Origin of the sequence: Streptomyces virginiae (genome assembly GCF_000720455.1) — a bacterium.
Taxonomy (GTDB): Bacteria; Actinomycetota; Actinomycetes; order Streptomycetales; family Streptomycetaceae; genus Streptomyces; species Streptomyces virginiae.
Genome location: NZ_JOAK01000001.1, coordinates 513,163 through 531,577, shown reverse-complemented (window position 1 = coordinate 531,577; position 18,415 = coordinate 513,163). Strand labels below are relative to the sequence as shown.

At 65.3% G+C, this 18,415-nt stretch carries 11 protein-coding genes; 6 read left to right on the top strand and 5 right to left on the bottom strand.

Features of this window, described 5'->3' with window-relative positions:
* Positions 1-136 precede the first annotated feature (136 nt).
* Genes IG86_RS0102480 through IG86_RS0102470 form a run of 3 tightly spaced genes read right to left on the bottom strand, consistent with a single transcriptional unit; the run spans position 137 to position 6,782 of the window.
* Positions 137-1,714, bottom strand: a complete 1,578-nt coding sequence (locus IG86_RS0102480; RefSeq protein ID WP_037941808.1) for a type I restriction-modification system subunit M — start codon at positions 1,712-1,714, stop codon at positions 137-139.
* Positions 1,715-1,755: 41 nt separating this feature from the next.
* Positions 1,756-3,186, bottom strand: a complete 1,431-nt coding sequence (locus tag IG86_RS40770) for a restriction endonuclease subunit S (protein ID WP_276329185.1) — start codon at positions 3,184-3,186, stop codon at positions 1,756-1,758.
* Positions 3,183-6,782 carry a DEAD/DEAH box helicase family protein gene (locus IG86_RS0102470; protein WP_030894313.1) on the bottom strand — a complete coding sequence of 1,200 codons (3,600 nt, stop codon included), beginning with the start codon at positions 6,780-6,782 and terminating at the stop codon, positions 3,183-3,185. Before IG86_RS0102470 ends, IG86_RS40770 begins: the two co-directional genes overlap by 4 nt.
* Positions 6,783-7,135: 353 nt before the next feature.
* Between IG86_RS0102470 and IG86_RS0102465 the strand changes: the two genes are divergently transcribed.
* On the top strand, positions 7,136-10,564 hold the full coding sequence (locus tag IG86_RS0102465) for an AAA domain-containing protein (protein ID WP_244305759.1): 3,429 nt from the start codon (positions 7,136-7,138) through the stop codon (positions 10,562-10,564).
* Positions 10,551-11,948: a phospholipase D-like domain-containing protein gene (locus tag IG86_RS0102460; RefSeq protein WP_030894309.1), complete on the top strand. Its 1,398-nt coding sequence runs from the start codon at positions 10,551-10,553 to the stop codon at positions 11,946-11,948. Before IG86_RS0102465 ends, IG86_RS0102460 begins: the two co-directional genes overlap by 14 nt.
* A 374-nt stretch (positions 11,949-12,322) precedes the next feature.
* Here the strand turns inward: IG86_RS0102460 and IG86_RS0102455 are convergent, their stop codons facing one another.
* Positions 12,323-12,805, bottom strand: a complete 483-nt coding sequence (locus tag IG86_RS0102455; protein WP_244305758.1) for an NUDIX domain-containing protein — start codon at positions 12,803-12,805, stop codon at positions 12,323-12,325.
* Between the two features lie 10 nt (positions 12,806-12,815).
* Entirely contained in the window at positions 12,816-14,039 is a 1,224-nt protein-coding gene (locus IG86_RS0102450; protein WP_030894305.1) for a helix-turn-helix domain-containing protein, read from the bottom strand.
* A 206-nt stretch (positions 14,040-14,245) separates the two neighbouring features.
* Between IG86_RS0102450 and IG86_RS0102445 the strand changes: the two genes are divergently transcribed.
* Genes IG86_RS0102445 through serS form a run of 4 tightly spaced genes read left to right on the top strand, consistent with a single transcriptional unit; the run spans position 14,246 to position 18,414 of the window.
* On the top strand, positions 14,246-15,493 hold the full coding sequence (locus tag IG86_RS0102445) for a methionine adenosyltransferase (RefSeq protein WP_030894303.1): 1,248 nt from the start codon (positions 14,246-14,248) through the stop codon (positions 15,491-15,493).
* The gene (locus IG86_RS0102440; RefSeq protein WP_030894301.1) at positions 15,493-16,416 is read left to right on the top strand and encodes an aminoglycoside phosphotransferase family protein; all 924 of its coding nucleotides are present in this window, start codon (positions 15,493-15,495) and stop codon (positions 16,414-16,416) included. Before IG86_RS0102445 ends, IG86_RS0102440 begins: the two co-directional genes overlap by 1 nt.
* The gene (locus IG86_RS0102435; RefSeq protein ID WP_030894299.1) at positions 16,413-17,129 is read left to right on the top strand and encodes a histidine phosphatase family protein; all 717 of its coding nucleotides are present in this window, start codon (positions 16,413-16,415) and stop codon (positions 17,127-17,129) included. The genes IG86_RS0102440 and IG86_RS0102435 overlap by 4 nt, the downstream gene beginning before the upstream one ends.
* Positions 17,122-18,414, top strand: coding sequence for a serine--tRNA ligase (gene serS, locus IG86_RS0102430; protein ID WP_030894298.1), 1,293 nt, complete (start codon positions 17,122-17,124; stop codon positions 18,412-18,414). Before IG86_RS0102435 ends, serS begins: the two co-directional genes overlap by 8 nt.
* Position 18,415 lies beyond the last annotated feature (1 nt).

Here is an 18,415-nt window from a genome sequence, read left to right as displayed (position 1 = left end):
GTGCCGGGCCATGCCGCAGAATCCCGTTTCCCCAGGTCAGAGACCTACGCCCCTGAACCCACGTGCCGCCCAATCCACCCCGTGCCACCCAGTCCGCTCACGCAGCGCTCACGCAACGGCGTCCTTCCGCGGCGGTCTACTCCGGTTCCAAGTCCTCCGGAACCTCTTCGCCCAGCGCCTCGGCGATGGCGGCAAAATCCACAAGAGCGGCCTGGAGGTCTTGGATGATCTCCAGGGCGATGACCTCTGGCGCCAAGCCGCTATCGGCATCCGCCAGGGCTGGGTCCTTCATCCAGGTGATGTCAAGGTTCACCTTGTCGCGGGCAATCAGCTCGTCGTAGGAGAAGACCTGCCACGGACCGTCCGGGGACTCTGAAGACACACGGGCGGTACGGGGCTCCCCTGGGCGATACGCAGCGACGAAGTCGTCGAGGTGGGCGCGCGTCAGAGGCCGCTGCTTGAGGGTGAAGTGTTGGCCGGTGCGGAAGTCGTAAATCCATGTCTGGGTGGTGTGCGGCTTGCCGTCTGCACGCGGAGGCTTCTTGTCGAAGAACAACACGTTAGCCTTAACCCCGCCGGCGTAGAAGATGCCTGTAGGCAGCCGCAAGATCGTGTGCAGTTCGAACTCATCGAGAAGCCGGCGGCGGATCTTCTCGCCCGCGCCGCCTTCGAAGAGGACGTTGTCAGGCAAAACAACCGCCGCGCGGCCATCGACAGCCGTCAGCGACATGATGTGCTGGAGGAAGTTCAGCTGCTTGTTCGTCGTGGTGGCAGTGAAGTCGTCGCGGTCGTACTGAACGTCCTCCTTCTCCACTTCCCCGTCCTGCCCGATCACGGCGATGGCGGACTTGCGGCCGAAGGGCGGATTGGCCAGAACCAGAGATGCGTGGCGCCCGCTGGGCTTTTCGGCAAGTGCGTCACCCACGGTGACCAGGCTGGGGCTATCGCTCGTACCAATGCCATGCAGCAGCATGTTCATTGCAGCGAGCCGGGCAGTTCCCACGACCAGCTCGTTGCCCATGATGTGCTCGCCGCGCTGCAGAGAGGTCCGCTTCTCGGTGTCCAGCTCGTGCATATGGTGCGCGCGCAAGTAGCTGTGGGCAGCAATGAGGAATCCGCCAGTGCCGCAGGCCGGGTCCGCGATGGTGTCTTCCGGGGTGGGCTGCACGACGTCCACCATGGCGTCGATCAGTGCTCGCGGGGTGAAGTACTGGCCAGCCCCAGTCTTGGTGTCGGAGGCGCCCTTCGAGAGGAGCCCCTCATAGGCATCGCCCTTGAGGTCCGTTCCCTTGACCGTCCACTCTTCCTTGCCGATCAGCTCGACCACAAGCTTTTCAAGGAGGGCCGGCTTGGTGATCCGGTTCTGCGCCTCGGCAAAGATCGTTCCGATAGTTGTCCCGGGGTGGCGTCCGAGGGTGTCGAGGATGTCTCGGTAATGCCTCTCCAGGTCGACACCGCGCCTGGAAGCGAGAGACTTCCAGTCGTACCCCGCCGGGACGATCTCGGTGACTACCTCGTCGTCCCAAGCCTCCTCGACCATCTCGTCAACCATCTTGAGGAAGAGCAGGTAAGAGAGCTGCTCGACATACTCGATGGTCGACATGCCGTTGTCACGCAGCACGTTGCAGTAGTTCCACAGCTTGGCGACCAAACTGTTTGTCTGCGCAGCCGCCTTGGCCTTCACCTCAGGGGACGGCTCGGCAACGCCGCCCACGGGGCTGGAGGAAGACTCGATATCGGCGGGGGCTTGGGCGGTCACAGGGGGAACTCCTGCTGTACAGAGAGGGCGGGGGCAGGGGAATGATCAGGTGCGGGAGCCGTCGACTTTGCAGTGCTGGTCTCACGGAGGACTGTGGAGCCCCGCCGGGTCCGCTTGGGCTTCGACGGCACAGCGCGCTCAGCTTGGATGCGCGACAGCAGCGTGGGGGCTGGCTCATCAGCGGGATTCTGGTCCACAAGTCCGCCACTGAACGCACGGCGAAGAAGAGCCTTCCGGAGAGCCTTTGCTCGCTTAAGATTCCCATCGACTACGCGATCAATTGCGGCAAGGCCGGAAAGTAGCTCATCACAGCGCGCGACTCGCTCCTTCTGGACCTCCAGCGACGGAATCGGGAACTCGATCACCTTTAGTCGCTTCGCAGACAGGTGGGCAATGTTTGTAGTAATCCGCACCTCACGCATAAAACGCCTGGCATGGAGGTGCCTACGAAACACCATGAGGGCCCACTCAGGGAGAACGTCGGGGTTCGCCTTGAAGCGAAGGAGACTATTAGTAAAGGCCACGTTCTCCGGATACCCTCGATACAGCGCAGGCCGCCCGACGAGATGAGGGCTCTGCCCCTCGTTCAGGAGCACATCTCCATCGTGAAGCTTGTACCTCTCGAACAGGCCGGTGAAATCCATCTCCATTACGTCCGAAGCATCGATGCGGTCCTCGAAGACGTTGGCGACGCGCAGATACGGGCGCATCTCCGGCCCATTGTGCCAATCCGGATGACGAGCCCGCCCCAACTCCACAGTGCCGGCCTCTTCGACGGTGGCACGACGCCAGTCAGTTGGCGGCTCCTCAGGGACAAGGTCGAGGAAGACCGTCTTGCGGAGTCCCTCCAGCCTGCGACGAGAGCTCTCCAGGGTAGAAACCGCCGAGTCCAAGTGCGAGATGAGGACTTCGAGAGATTCGGCGATGCGCTGCTGTTCTTCCAGTGGCGGCACCGGAAGTTCGACTCGCTTAAGTTTTGATGTGCTCAGCGTGTACAAGCCACTGCTGGATTGAGCCACGCTCAAGAGCTGGTCCGCAACGAGTGGAGAGTTCCAGACAAGCTCCAGATAGCGCCACAGCAAAGCACCACCGGGACGCACCCGGATCAAGTGGTTCTGATGGACAGCGTCCGGGATGCCGCCAAGCCACGCAGCGGCTCGCCCGATCTGATCGGGGCTTCCATTTCCCTCGACCACCAATAGATCACCCCGCTGCAAGCGGAACCGCTCCAACTCCCCTTCGAACAGTTCAATCCGATGCACATCCGAGAGGTCCAGGGAGCCGCGTCCCACATTCGCAACACGAAGGAACGGATAAGCGTTATCGACTGGCCTTCGCTTTTGCTGCTTCTGAATACCCCCACTGACATCGGCGACCTGATCGAGGGACACCCAAGTCCACCCCGCCGGAAGTTCTGTCCCTCTCAAGCCAGTTCCTGATTCAGCTCGCCCAATAGTTCTTGCGCCTTGCTCTTACCGCCGAACGCATTCGCGAAGCCGCTGCGACCGCCGTATGCGGTAAACGGTTCGATCTGAAGTTCCGCCGACTCGATGCCGACATCGCTCGCGATCACGTCACGGATTCGCTCCAGCCACTGCAGCTGATCCTCGGTAAACTCCACGCCCGCCTGCTCCTGTCGCAGCAGCCAACCCTGGAAGCGCTCGTGAACCACGGTACGGTACGGACGTAGCTCACTGTCCGCACCCAGCTCGTAACGGATGAGGGCTATGAGGTCACCCAGGCCGGCCTCCCTGCCAGGATGGGATGCTGCGCGGCCAAGGTCCTCGTAGAGACCCCAAAGTATGGTCGGTGTCCAGGTGCGCTTGCTTACCGTGATCGTGGCGATGAGGTCACGCAGCGCCGCACGCTTCTCGGCAACCGAACGACGTCCGCTGCCAGAACCAAGTGCGATTTGGATCGCAGCGTTCTGGTCACGCTGGGCCTTGGTGAGAAGGGTTCCCCACTCAGCGATTTCCTTGCGTGCGCGTTCCTCGCGCGGGACCTCGACGAGGGAGGAGATCTCAACTTCGGTGGTCTCGTCGTAGGTGAGGTCCTGCTTGTGGCGGATGTCGAGGATCAGCTTGCGCAGCTCAGGGTTGCCGGTGAGCGGTGCGATGGCGTCCGTGACCAATTTGCGGGCCGCCTTTTCGCCGCCCTCACGCAGAGCTACATCCTGACGATCCACGTCCACTGCATCGGCGATGGCCCGCGCGATAGCAGCCAACGATGTACCGCCGGCGGCCTCCTCAAGTTTGTCTCGTTCTTCTTGGACGAGCTGGCGGTCAACCCGGGCTAGGCGGCGGGCCAGAGTTTCCGCCTCGTCCGTGGTGATGGACTTCGTGCCGGCCTTGTCCAGCAGCTTGGACAGAGCAATCTGCTTGTCGCCGGCTGGCAACAATGGACGGGCGTCAACGAGCGGGGAGTCGGTGACCCCGACCGCGTCAATGAGGACGAAGCGGTCTTTGGCCACGTCCTTGGCCGCTTCAGGAGTGACAGCCCGGAGCTCGTCAGAGTCGATGGAGCGGGCGCCGCGGCCCTTCATCTGTTCGAACAGGACGGGACTCTTCACCGAGCGCAGGAAGATCACGCACTCCAAAGCCTTCACGTCCGTGCCCGTAGCGATCATGTCGACGGTGACTGCGACCCGGAGGCGGGGAGAGTTGCGTAGGTCGTTGATCAGCTCATCAGGGTTCTCGCCGTTCTTGCGAGACTTGTACGTGATCTTCTTGGCGAAGTCATCGCCCCGCCCGAAGACCTCCTTGACCTGCTTCAGAACCTCTTCGGCGTGGTCCTCCCCGACCGCGAACACCAGGGTCTTGGGCAGGTCGGCCCGGCTGGGGAACCAGCGCTGCCAATTGTTCTTGTAAGTGGTGAGGACCGCGCGGATCTCGTCTTCGGCAATGACCGAGCGGCCCAGCTCCTTGGTGGTGTAGTCGAAGTCCTTGTCGAGTTCCTCGTAGCGTTGAGCCCGAGTCTTGCGATCGCGGATACGTACGGTCGTACCCGCCTCGATCTTCGCGCCACCGTCGTCGCGAATGGTGGTGTTGAGGCGGACGATGTCGAAGTCGACATTGACGCCGTCAGCGACGGCCTGCTCGAAGGTGTACTCGGACACCATGTTGTTGTCGAAGAAGCCCCGTGTCTGGGGTGTGGGCGTGGCCGTCAGGCCGACCAGATGGGCGTCGAAGTAGTCCAGGACTGCTCGCCACAGTCCGTAGATGGACCGGTGGCACTCGTCCACGATGATCAAGTCGAACGCCTCGATCGGCACCTCGGGCCGGTACTCCACGGAGGCAGGCTGGTCCAGCAGGTACGCCTGGTCTCCGCCCTCGGCCTCCTGCGCGTCCTTGATGTCGTCAGCTGTGTCGTCGTCTGCCAGAGTCTCGCCCTTGAGTAGGGCATACATCTTCTGAATCGTGCAGACCACTACGGCCGAGGTGTCCTGGATGCCAGCTGCGCCGAGCCGGTCCACGTTGTAGATGTCCGTGAGGATGCGGCCCTCATCGGGAGTCTTGTAGCGGCGGAACTCCGCCAGTGCCTGGCGGCCCAGGTTGTTCCGGTCCACCAAGAACAGCACGCGCTTGGCGCCAGCGTGCTTGAGGAGACGATGGGTGGAGGTAACGGCTGTGTATGTCTTGCCCGCGCCCGTTGCCATCTGGATCAGCGCTCGGGGGCGATCTGACGCGAGCGACTGCTCCAGGTTCGTGATCGCTTCGTGCTGGGCGTCGCGCAGCCCGTACTTTTCCAGCACCGGCATCCGGTCGCGCAACGCTGCTCGGAAGGTGGGTGCCTCGGGATTCAGCCGACCCAGCCGACGGTCCTCGTCAGCCTTCTCAGCCCTCGCCATCCAGCCCGCGACCGTTTCCGGCTTGTGGAAGGTAAACACCTCGCGAGAGCGAGCCTCGGGGTCCAGACGGTTGACGAAGTACGTCTCAGTGCCGGTTGTCGCGTATCGGAAGGCGAAGGGCTCTGCCTGTGACCACACAGCCAGCCGGTAGTCCCGATGGACGCCGTTGGCGTACCGCTCGTTCTGGGCCAGCGCGCTGCCCAGGTGGGACCCCTCTCGCTTGGCCTCGATGACGCCCACGATCTGCTCGTCCACGTACAACACGTAGTCCGCGCGGCCGGTGGCAAGCGTGAACTCGCGTACGGCCACACCTCGGCCGGCCGTGATGTTCAGGTCCTTGCGGTCCTGGACAATCCAGCCCGCCGCCTCCAGCATCGCGTCGATGCGGACACGAGCCTGTACCTCGTTGAGCGGGGCAGGACGCCGGGCGCGCTCCACGATCGCGTCCCGAGCAGCTACGGCAATCTGTCGAGGCTGCTTGCGCTCCTTCTCGTACGTTGCCTGCTGAGCGGTGCGCATCGAGGCGATCTCTGCCTGAAGCTGCTCTAGCTTCTCGGCTAGGGCCGACTGCGCCTGCTGGGCACTCACCATGAGCGCCTCGGCCTCTGTGCGGGCTTGGCGCTCGGCCTCCAACCGGTCGCTGGTGTCGCTGAGCTTTACTCGCGAATCGGCGAGGGTCTGCCGCTGGTGGTCGAGCGTTTCCCGGAGCTTGGCAGTTTCTCCAGGGTTCTTCAGCTTCGGCAGCGCAGGAGGCACGAAGGCCCGAACCGCGCGCGAGCCGGTCAGAGCCCGGTCGAAGAAGACCCCAAGCTCCCAGCACAGACGAACGGCCTCCAGGGCAACTGCCGTGTCGAAGAGGTGGTTGTGGACTGCTTCGTTGCCGCTGCGGCGGAGCTTGTCCATGGCGTTGCGTACCGGCGGTGTCAGGGCGCCAATGCGGGTAAGGGCACGGAGCCGGTCCACCTGGCGGGTGCCCTCGACCCGCGTACCCGTACGGGTCACCAGCTCCTCAGCAAGCACCTCGCCGAACTGACGCGCGCTGACGGACGCTGCATTCGGGTTGGTGAAGACGTTCAGCTCGGCCTGCGACCCGTACAACGCCAGCAGTGGCTGATGAACGTACAGGTCTCCGAAGTTCGGCGATGCCTTTGCGAGATGACGAAGCCGCTGATCCACCTTGCCGTGCCCCCACCGTTGTTTGGATCCGATTGAGCGTCAGCTTACGCAGAGCACAGATCAGACGGGGCTCGGGTGCCAGCATCCGAGCGGCCCTCGGCACGATCAATGGAAGGCAGGGGCCATGAGGCTCGCACGAACCAACGGATAGCACGGCAAGGCAGGCCGAGACGTCTCTACGTCCATGCTGGTGACTTCTCGACGCCCGCGGCTAAGTCGACTGTCGATGACCTCGGATCGAACCGGAACCCCGATCACGGGCTCTGCCAAACACCCTGATCGAGGCCATAACGGCTGGCAAGATGGGCACTGGGCGGGCGCGATCAGTCGTGATGTTGAATGAGGAGTGGTGCGTGGGGGCACAGATGATCAAGGATCGTTTCCTGCTGCTAGGGAACGCTCCGCGCATCGGTGGGCTGTCCGAAGTCCGCAAGGCAGTCGATCGGACCAGTGCGGTCGGTGATTTCGCAGCCATCAAGCTGCTGCGGCAGCGTGATGACGACGAGATCATCAAGATCTTCCTGGAACGGGAGACAGGCGCACTCAAAGCGCTCCAGCACCCGCACATCGTGCGCATGCTGGACTCCGGATGGGACGAGGACCTCGAGCAGTACTTCATTGCTCTGGAGTGGGTCGACCGCAGCCTCAAGGACGACATGGCCGCTGGCCGGCCTCTCAGCTGGACGTCCTACTTCGACCGCATCGGCAAGCCGCTCGCCAGCGCACTGGCCCACGCTCACTCGAACCAGGTCGAGCACCGCGATCTCAAGCCCGGCAACGTACTCCTTGCCGAGGACGGTACGCCCAAACTGGCGGACTTCGGGATCGCCAAGATCCGCTCCAAGGCTGCTGTCACGGACGCGACGGTGGCCGAGTTCCGCTCCAACCTGTACGCACCGCCGGAGCAGGACGACGCGATCCCGTACGTCCGGGATGTCTACGGCTACGGAGTCCTGGCCATCCAGGTGCTCTCCGGCGGTAAGGCTGCTGACTACCCCGATCTTTCCCCGGTGCTCGACGAACTCGACCTCGACACGGAGATCCGCGAAGTCTTGCGGTCCTGCATCGACTTCGATCCGAAGAAGCGCCCGGCGAACGCTGCGGTACTCGAACAGCGCCTCCTGGACGCCGACCGGGTTTGCAGTAGTCGTGAGGCCCGCCGAAGTAACTTCCTGTGGCTCAAGCTGACCCGTCGCGCGGCGGAAAACCTCAGCGAAGTCCCCAGCGGTACCGAACCCGACTGGGACCGGGCTACATCCGCAGTCCTCGCCGACCTGAGCGGCACGGTCCATGCCGACTACGGGCATAACCCGCAGACCGATGAGGTCGACACCGGGACCCTGCGGATCTTTGGCCGTTCCTGGTTCTTCCGCCTCGTACCGGACGACCGCTACTCAGACCGGTCCGTGATTGTTGCTGCGGAGTCCAGGTCGGAGGAGTGGCTGGCGAAGCGGCGTGAGCGCTCCATGCTTGTGGGGCCGGTCCTCACGTGGACCTTCACCGACCCCGGCGAAGACCCGGCCTACGAGGGCCGGAACCTCCTCCTAGACCGCCTCGACGAGCATCTGGCACAGCGGGAGGAGGAGGCCAAGGCCCGCCAGGCCAACAACCTGGGTGACCTGTTCGAGGGCTGGCGCAGGCTTCTGGAAGCCCGCGAAGAGGTCGCCGCTGGCGGCCGCCAGCCAATGGAGTACGACCGCGTCAACGGGAGTGGCCGCACCCGTGTATTCCAGCTGGCCTCGCCGACCAATGCCTCTCTGGTGGGCGAGGAGTGGTCGATTGCGGCCTACCCGTACAGCCGGCCCGTCGACCGCGGGGAGGTAACCGCCCAGACCGACGACACCCTGGTCATCCGCTTCTCGCGCCCGGACACGGTCCTACCCGGCCGCGGTGTGCTGCTGCCCTTCCTCGGCCCCAGCCAGAGCGCTCTGAATCGGCAGCGCGATGCCCTGACCAACGTGGCCGCTGGCCAGACGGCGAACCCCCTCCTGCGGGAAATCATCGACAACCCCGCCGCCATCGAGTCTCGGCCGCCTGCTGACGTCACCAGCTGGTTCCGTGGCGATCTCGACAAGAGCAAGCGCGCCGTCGTAGCCCACGCCCTGGGCACTCAGGACCTGCTCCTCGTCGAAGGGCCACCCGGGACGGGTAAGACCACTGTCATCGCCGAGATCGTCGAACAGACCCTCAAGCGCAACTCCCACGCTCGCATCCTCATCGTCAGCCAGACCCACATCGCCATCGACAACGCCCTGCGGAGGATCGAGGAGGCGGGCATCGGAGGCCTGGTCCGCCTGGGCCACCCCGATGACCCGCGCGTCGCAGTCAGCGCCCAGCCCCTCCTCCTGGACAAGCAGGTCAAGCGCTGGACTCAGGGTGTTCGGACCCGCGCCGAGAAGTACCTCGACGGCGTCGCCACTCGCAATGGCTTGGAAGGCCGCCACCTCAAAGCCGCACTGTCGCTGGAAGAGCTGGCCTCCGTGGCCGCCGACCTCGAACACGTCACCGGGAAGCTGGATGAGCTCACCAGCCAGCCAGCGCCGGAACGTACCACGTCCGCACGTGAGCTCGGTGAGGAAGTTGTCACCGTTCGCGCCCGCCGTGATCAGCTCCTCGATCGGCGCAGAGAGCTATTCACCGAGGCTCAGCGCCTGATCGTCGGTGACCTCACTCTGCGTGAAGAAATGCCCGCCTCTGAGGTACGTGACGCGGTCGAAGTCCTACTGGGCTCCTCCGGCCCCGGCCAGGAGCTGATGCGGCTGCTACGCCTGCAGGGCGAATGGCTGCAACGGATTGGAACAGACCAGAACCTGATCGCTGCCTTCCTCCGCACTCGACAGGTCATCGGCGGCACCGCCCTGGGCTTCCTCGGCCATCCCGCAGCACGGGACCTCGAGTTCGACCTGTGCATCTTCGACGAGGCATCCAAGGCAACCGCCACAGAAGCTCTTGTCCCGCTAGCGAAGGCCAAGCAGTGGGTCCTGGTAGGCGACACCAACCAGCTTCCGCCGATCGATGAGGATCTCCTCCGCGACAACAAGATCATGTCTGACCACCAGCTCGTTCCTGAACTGGTGACCACCACCCTGTTCCAGTACCTGGCCAACCACACAAAACCCCCGGTCAAGCACCTCCTGCGCGAGCAGTACCGCATGACACCCGCAATCGGAAACCTGATCTCCACTTGCTTCTACGAGGGAAAGCTCCTCTCCCCTAACCCGCATGTGCTGCCCGGCTACGACCAGATCAACAAGCCCGTCCTGTGGCTCGACACCTCTGCACTGCCCAACCGTCGGGAGTCTGAGCGCAGCGCCGCTGAGACGAGCATCTCCAACAGGGTCGAGGCCCAGCTCGCTATCAAGCGCCTGGAGGTTATCGACCAGGCCATCGAGAAGCAGCTGATCAAACCTCCTGGCAGCCGCAAGCTTGAGGTTCTGGTCATCGCTCCCTACGGACGGCAGGTCGAGGAGCTCAGCCGACGCCTGGCTTCGGTGAGGCTCAAGCACTTCGCGCCCGAGGTGTTGTCAGTTGACGCCGTCCAAGGACGCGAGTGCGACCTCGCGGTCTTCTCAGTCACGCGGAGCAACGCGCGATCCGAGTTCGGCTTCCTCGGCCAGCCGTACTGGCGACGCATCAACGTGGCGCTTTCCCGAGCCCGCTTCGGACTCATCGTGGTCGGTGACGGGGCCTTCTGCCGCAGCAAGCCCGGCGCCCTGCGTGAAGTGCTCGACTACATGAGTGGCCACACCGAGGAGTGCGAGATCCGCGATGCCTACCTTTAGCCCCGACAGCCTCCTCGCTGTCCGCTTCCACAACGCCCGGCCCGGCCTGGACCTGGTTGCGATTGTTGACGCCGGCCTCCCAGTCGCCCTCGTCACCGCTGACGTCCTGGCCCAGGATCGCAAGCGGCTGCCGCTCCTGGACGAATTCGTCCTCCGCCTGGTCAACAACAAGGTCACCAGCGAGACAGGAATCACTGGGCTGCTCGGCCTCCCAGAGCGCATGGTCAACCAGACCATCGCCGACCATTTCTCCGCCGACTTCCTCACCTACGCCCTGCCCGGCCCTGCAGCTCAGCCGGGCACGAGGAACCTGCGGCTAACCGCCCGAGGTGAACAGACCGCCCGCGAGCTCGCCGCCATCACCCCCGTAAGGGTCGACCAGCCGCTCGTCTATGACCAGCTGCTGTGGAAGGCGAAGCCTTACGATCGGCACACCGCCGTACCCCGCAGCCAGGCAGAAGAGAGCGGCATGCTTCTGCTGCCCGCATCCCAGCAGGGGCAGGTCGAGATGAGTGACATCTCCGCGGCCGACATCAACACGCTCCTGCGCGAACGCGGCAACACTGACCGCGAAGTACTTCAGGTAAGGGGCGTCACTCAGGCCAAAGCCCGCCGTGTGATCCCCGCGAAGGTCCTCGTGTACGCGGACGCGGAGCGTACCGACATCCAGCTCGGCGTCGTCGTCGACGGCGAGCTCAGCCACGCCCACGAGATCGCCCTGCTCAGTCACGGCGGAGCCAAGGCACTGGGGATCCAGGTCGAACCCGCGCCGGAACGACCCGTCCTGGACCCGGAACTGGAGAAGAGCCGCGTCCCCCTGCCGGCAGTCGCTCAGCAACGCGCCGAGCAAGCCGCCGTCCAGCTCGGCTCCGCAGGGCCGGTAGCCGGGCCTCTGGTCACACCCGAGCCGGTACGTGAAGAGATTCGCGCAATTGGCGTCTTCGAGCACCCCGAACTGCTCGACGAAGCCCTCATCCATGCCAGGAACCGGATCCTACTGATCTCGCCGTGGATCAAGAACGCGATCATCACGACGGACTTCCTCAGCAAGCTCGAAACCCGGCTCAGGCGTGGTGTCAGCGTCCACATCGCCTACGGCTACGAGCAAAACGACACCAAGACGGACCCAGCCGCCGTGCGCAAGCTTGAGAACCTCGCGGGGCGCTATCCGGGCAAATTCACCTTCACCCGGCTCAAGAGCACCCATGCCAAGGTTCTCGTCTTCGACGATGTCTGGATTACCACCAGCTTCAACTGGCTCTCCTTCCGAGGTGACCGTGACCGCACCTACCGCATGGAGGAAGGAAGCCTGGTTCGGAACCGGCAGGTCGCCGACGCCCACTACAGCCGCTACCTAGACCTCATCGAACAGCAACGCCAGTAAGGAAGGTGATTCCGGCGGCGAATCATGCTGGCCCCACGAGATCCTCTCGCTTGATGCCGGGCTGGCTCCCCGAAATCCGTTTCTGCTGGACAGGGAAGCGGGCCCGGCCCACCTCGCGCCTCACCGTCCGCTCATGCGGAGGAGCCTTTGAGCCCAACCGAGCCGGTCAGCCTGCCCGGCGGAGAAGCAATGTCCTATAACAGCCTCTGCCGCCCGGGGCCCGGCGAAGCCGCCCCCGCATCCGACCTCGGGGAGCAAGGGCTGGCAGTAAATGAAAGGCGCCGATCTTGACGGAGAGGGTGTCGCCATTCTCTTTCCCTCGGGCCCCGGCTGGCAGCCGCTCGACCGGCGGGGTCGCTTAAACGCAGGTGTGGTCAGGCCCCGGTTTCCGGCGACTTCCCGTGTTCCAGGTAGGCAGTCAGGCCGTTCGTTCGGGCCTGGATGCCAGCGGCGATTCGGCGAGCGAGGCGGGGGATGGTGAGTTGAGGCACCTGTTCGGCGTGGTGGAAGTCGTAGCCGCGTAGCTCGTCCGCTTGCAGTGCGATCTGCTGGCGGTGGTCTGCGCTTAGGCGGCCGCCGTCGAAGAGGTAGAGCACCTTGTCTCCCTCTCCCGGGTTCGGCGCCCAGTCGACGACGAGGAGGCGGCCGATGTGGGGCTTGATGCCCAGTTCCTCGTGGACTTCGCGCACACATGCCTGTCGGGGCGACTCGCCCTGTTCGACGTATCCGCCGGGAAGGTCTCGGTAGTCCTTGTACGACGGCTCGACGAGGAGGACTCGATCAGCTTCGTCGAAGAAGAGAGCGCCGGCCGCCATGCGGGGGTGGGCCATCTTCGCTTCGTGCTCGTTCTCGCTCACGGATTCGACTCTAGCCGCCAGCGACGATGCGGAGCCTGCGGGCCAGGTCGGCCACGGGATGGGAGGGCCGGCCTCGGGTACCGCGTATCCAGCCGATGACCAGCTCTCGGCTCATGTAGTGGTGCCGGACCTGTTCGGGGGCGGCCTGTTCGGCTTCCAGGAGTACGGCCAGGGCTTCGTCGGTCCGGTTCCAGGCACTCAGCGCCCGGGCAACTTCGAGGCTGTGCCGCACGCGCCGTTCCGCTGGCATTCCGCTGGTGTCGATGCGTGCGCCGAGGTCCGCGGCGATCTGGATGTCTCCGAGTTCGCCGGCGGTGGCTACGCAGTGGATCGCGACGTTCGTCGGACCGAAGGCTGTCCACATGTGGTTGGCATCGGCGCCGAGTCGCTGCGCGGTCTCGTCGGCCTCTCGGAGGAAGGTCTGCGTTGCTGCCCGGTCCTCTGCTCGTGCGGCGGCCATCGCCCCGGTGAGGAACAGCGTGCCGTACACCGAGAGGTACTCGGCGTTTGCAGTGCCCAGTTCCGGCTGCATGACGGCTGCCGCGTCGTTCACGAGCTGAACCGCTGCCGTGAAGCGTCCGGTGGCCAGGAGGCAGTGCGTCACCGCTCGGAAAAGCGAACCTGTGACCTCGCTTCGGCCGCTGTGCTGCGCCGCTGCCAGACCTCGGTCAGCGGCGATCCATGCCAGCTCAGGCTCTCCGACCTTCCCCAGCACCATGGCTGCGCCGTGGTAGGCCAGGGCGAGCAGAGCATGGGCCTCCTCCCCCTCGTACCCCGAATAGCCGCGGGATGCGGCGAGCGCGTCGGCCAGGACGAGGGGAAGACGTCGGGTGGCGAAGCCGTAACGGGATGCCTGGTAGGCGTCGAGGACGTCGCCCACGTTGGCACGAAGGTCCTGTAGGGCAGGTGGTTCGTCATCGGGTGCAGGGCCCAGCAGGGGCGTGAGCTGCTTGTAGTCCATCAGCACTTCGCGTAGCGCGGGGACTGTGCGGTGGCCGCTGTCGGCCGACCACTCCATGAGCGTCGGCTCCGCGAGTAGGTCTCCGAGGGAGACGTCGAGGGCGTCGGCGAGTGAGGTGATCACCGAGAGGCGATCAAGCTCGATCCGGTTGTTCTCCGCCTTGCTCAGCCAGTCCGTCGTACGGCCGACAAGACCGGCCAAGACCTCTTGGGAGAGCCCGCGCCGCCGCCGATACCAGGCAACGCGCTCCCCGATGGTCAGGTTCTCTGTCATCCCTCGCATGTCCTGATCATCACCTCGTGGCCGAAGTGGACCCCGGAAGGTTTTTCCGGGGTGTCGCGGGGCGCCCTGGCTACTGTCGCAACAGACCGAGAACGCCGCTGGGAAATGCGAGCAACTCAACCTGCATCAACCGGCTTTGGCTAATGACGCTCATCCGTCCCACCCGTCTTCTTCAGGCAGAGAGATCGGAGTTTGTCATGCGCAAAACCATCACGACTGAGGGCGGTTTCCTGTCCATCGAGACGGGCACCACCAAGCCCGACGCGACGACCATCGTGGAGCGGAAGGGACTCGGACACCCCGATACCCTGGCCGACCACCTCGCCGAGCGGCTGTCCCGCGCTTACAGCCACTACACGGTCCAGCGCTTCGGCGCCGTGCTGCACCACAACTTCGACAAGCTCGCCCTCCTCGGCGGGGCCAGCGAGGTCCGCTACGGCGCTGGTCGGATGACGGCCCCGGTCCGTGTTTTGGTCAACGGGCGGGCCGCGCCCATGTGCGGAGGCCAGACGATCCCCGTTGAGGAGATCGTCGAGGCCGAGGTCAGGGCGTTCTTCGCCGAGCAGCTCCCGGAAGTGTCGGATCACCTCGACATCACGTTCAACATCACCAGCAACTCCAGCCCCGGCGCGGTCCTCACGGGCGACGCGGTGCCGGACCGCACCCGCTGGTTCAACCCACGCTCCATCGACGACCTGCGAGAGCGTCGGGTGCGGCTCTCGAACGACACCTCCCTCGGCACCGGCTGGGCCCCGGAGAACGCCTTCGAGTCGTTCGTCCGCGAGCTGGTGAACCACTTCTCCGGCGAGAGCGACTTCACCCTCTCCCACGCCTGGTGCGGATCCGACGTCAAGCTCATGGGCTACTGGGACGGGGACCAGGCCGACGTCGTCCTGTGCGTCCCGCAGAAGTCGCGACACGTCGGCAGCCGCGCCGAGTACGTCCGCAACGCCGAGACCGTCCTGGCCGAGTGCTACCGCATGGCCGGCCTCCGCCTCCCCGGCGCACCGGCCCGCTTCCGGCTCAACGCCCGCGATGTCCCGGAGAAGGACGAGCTGTACCTGACGTACACCGGGAGCTCAATCGAGTCCGGCGACGAGGGCGTCGTCGGCCGCGGCAACCGGGTCAACGGGCTGATCACGCCGCTGCGGCCCATGAACCTGGAGGGCGCCAACGGCAAGAACCCCGTCTACCACGTCGGCAAGCTCTACAACATTGCCGCCCAGCGCCTGGCCGAGCGGCTGCACGAGGCCACCGACGGGCACGCGGAGGTGCACCTGGTCAGCACCACCGGCCAGTGTCTCGACCAGCCGTGGCGGATCCTGGTCCGGTTGTCCTCCCCGGACGTCGAGACCGACAAGATCCAGGCGCTCGTGGCCGAGGCACTGGAGGGCTTCCCCGCCCTCACGGACGAGCTGGTCTCCGACGGGATCGTGCTGAGCTGATGGCGACGCAGACGCTCGGAGATTTGCCCTCGGGGTGTCGGGAGCGGCTGCTCGCGCACTACGGTCCGTCGGTCCAGGAGTGGCTGGAGGCCGCCCCGGGCCTCCTGGCCGAGGCGGCGAAGCGGTGGGACCTCTCGCTGAGGGGCTACCACGATGCCGGGCACGCCTCTGCGGTCGCGCTCGCCGTGGCACCCGACGGGAGCCGGTTGGTTCTAAAGGCGTGGGTCGACCCCATCCGCTACCGCCACGAGATCACCGCGCTACGGGTATGGGCCAGCGGCCCGACCGCGAACGTAGCCGAAGCGGCGGATGACCTCTCGGTGGCAGCTCTGGAGCTGGTCGGCGGACGGCCCGGGGGTGCCGATCGTCCCGAACGGGCGACGCAATCGGTGGCTGGCGCGATCCACCGGCTCCATGCCCTTGGTCGCCGGAGGCCCGGATCGGGCGTGCCCATGCTGACCGACTTCATGCGCGAGGTCGTTCTGCCTCGCATCCACCAACGAGCGCAGGCGCTCGACCTCGGCACCCATGACGGACTCGTCCGGGAGGCGTGTCACGGGCTCGCTGGCCTGAGCCAAGCCCCTGCCCGGACGACGGTCTTGCACGCGGACCTGTACGCGGAGAACGTCATCTTCGACGCGCGGCGGCAACCACACGTGATCGATCCACACCCTGTGGAAGGTGACGCAGTCTTCGATTGGGCCTTCTGGAGCGTCTATTACGACCTCGACCAGGGGATGGCCGATCGGCTGGCCACCGCCGCTCGGATCTCCCGCATCCCCGTACCGGAGATCCTGCCGTGGTGCAGGGCCCTCGCTGTCGATGGCCTCCTCTACTACAGGGAGATCCACGACCCCGCGGAGCCGAAGATCGCCGCGGTCCTGTCCGATCTGCTGGCTACTGGAGCAGGGGGTGACCAATGACGACGTACGTCCTCCGTCACGGCCAGACGAACTACAGCAAGCGCTACCTGGTCAACGGCGACCCGACCAAGCACATCCACCTCAACGAGGAAGGTCGGCACTCCCTGCGCCACGCCTGGACCACGCTCCCCCTGCACTCGGTGGCCACGTGGCTGACCAGCGAATTCCCGAGGGCTCGCCAGACGACCTCGATGCTGATGGGTATCCCGTCCGCCGGGCTCGTGGTCGACCCCCGGCTGAACGAACTGGACTACGGGGAATTCGAGAGCAGTCCCTTCCTCGAATACGCCGTCTGGCTCGACACGCACGGCTCCGGCGAGCGCCCACCCGGCGCTTCCGAGTCTCAGAGCGAGGGCATCCGCCGGATGCTCGCCGGAGTGCTCGGGGCTCTGGAGCGCCCTGGGCCCCGGGTCCTCGTCGGGCACGGCCTGCTGGTTTCGGTCCTCCTCTGGTACCGCGACCGCGCGGAGGGAGAGGCCATGCCGCTGTTCTTCCCCGAGGCCCCGTACGTCGAGCCTGTCGCCATTCCCGATGACGAGCTGCCCATTCTGATCACCGCACTCCTGGGCGATCTTCATTCGGGTGCGTGTAGGGAGATCACCGGCGCCAGTGACGCGGCGATATTGCGGATCAGCGAGGGGTCGACGGTTGCTAACGTCGATGGGGTATCCCCATCCCACTCGCTGGATAAAAAGGATCTTCCTCATGCATGATGCCCGCGCCCTGATTGAAATGGGTGCCGAAGCAGTTCGTCGGCTCGCTCGTCGCGGTTACTCCCTGGACCTGTCCCGGCTGGAAGACCTCCAGTCCCGGCGCAACCAGAGCATCCGCTCAGCCGACGAGCTGCGGGCGGAGGCCAAGGGGGTGGCCAGCGAGGTCCAGCAGACGGCCAAGCAGGGCGGCGACATCTCCAAGCTGAAGGAGCGCGCCCGCGAGCTCAAGGACCAGATCCGAGACATCGACACCGAGCAGGAGCAGGTCCAGCAGGAGCTGAGCGAGCTCCTCCTGACCATCCCGAACCTGCCCGACGACGCGGCCCCGGACGGCGACTCGGAGGAGTTTGCGGTCGAGGTCCGGCGCGTCGGCACCCCGCCGGCCTTCTCCTTCGAACCGAAGGACCACGTCGATCTGGGCGAGGGCACCGGCATCCTCGACTTCGCCCGTGCCACGAAGCTGTCCGGCCCCCGCTTCGCGGTATCCCGCGGCGCTGGCGCCGCACTGGAGCGCGCCCTGGCGACGCTCTTCCTCGACATCCACACCCGTCGCCACGGGTACGTCGAGCACGCGGTCCCCTACCTGGTCACCCGAAAGACGATGACCGGCACCGGACAGCTGCCGAAATTCGAGGAGGACCTGTTCAAGACCGGCGTAGCCGACCGTGAACTGTTCCTCATCCCCACGGCCGAGGTCCCGCTGACTAACCTCTATGCCGACGAGATCATCCCGCCGACCGACCTGCCGCTGGCCCTCACCGCGCACACGCCGTGCTTCCGGTCCGAGGCGGGCTCGTACGGCCGCGACACCCGCGGCCTGATCCGCCAGCACCAGTTCGCCAAGGTCGAGATCGTCCAGATGGTCGACCCAGCGGACGCGGACGCCACGCTGGAAACGATGGTCGGCCACGCCGAGGCATGCCTGAAGGAGCTCGGCCTCGCGTACCGCGTCGTCAAGCTGGCCGCCGGCGACACGGGCTTCTCCGCCCAGCTCACGTACGACATCGAGGTCTGGATCCCCAGCCAGAACACGTACCGCGAGATCTCCTCGATCTCGAACTTCGGCACCTTCCAGGCCCGCCGCGCGAACATCCGCACCCGAGGCGAGGACGGCAAGCCCAAGCTCGTCGCCACCCTCAACGGCTCCGGGCTGCCCATCGGCCGCACCGTGGCCGCGCTCCTCGAGCAGTGCCAGCAGCAGGACGGTTCCCTCGTCCTTCCCGAATCTCTCTTCCCGTACCTCGGCTTCCGCCGTATCTCGGCGGACGGAACACCGGAGGCATAAC

What these genes read in the sequence shown, in the direction of transcription:
- IG86_RS0102435 (WP_030894299.1), top strand. Translation starts at nt 16,413, where the DNA reads ATGACGACGTACGTCCTCCGTCACGGCCAGACGAACTACAGCAAGCGC.
- IG86_RS0102445 (WP_030894303.1), top strand. Translation starts at nt 14,246, where the DNA reads ATGCGCAAAACCATCACGACTGAGGGCGGTTTCCTGTCCATCGAGACG.
- IG86_RS0102450 (WP_030894305.1), bottom strand. Translation starts at nt 14,039, where the DNA reads ATGACAGAGAACCTGACCATCGGGGAGCGCGTTGCCTGGTATCGGCGG.
- IG86_RS0102460 (WP_030894309.1), top strand. Translation starts at nt 10,551, where the DNA reads ATGCCTACCTTTAGCCCCGACAGCCTCCTCGCTGTCCGCTTCCACAAC.
- IG86_RS0102440 (WP_030894301.1), top strand. Translation starts at nt 15,493, where the DNA reads ATGGCGACGCAGACGCTCGGAGATTTGCCCTCGGGGTGTCGGGAGCGG.
- serS (WP_030894298.1), top strand. Translation starts at nt 17,122, where the DNA reads ATGCATGATGCCCGCGCCCTGATTGAAATGGGTGCCGAAGCAGTTCGT.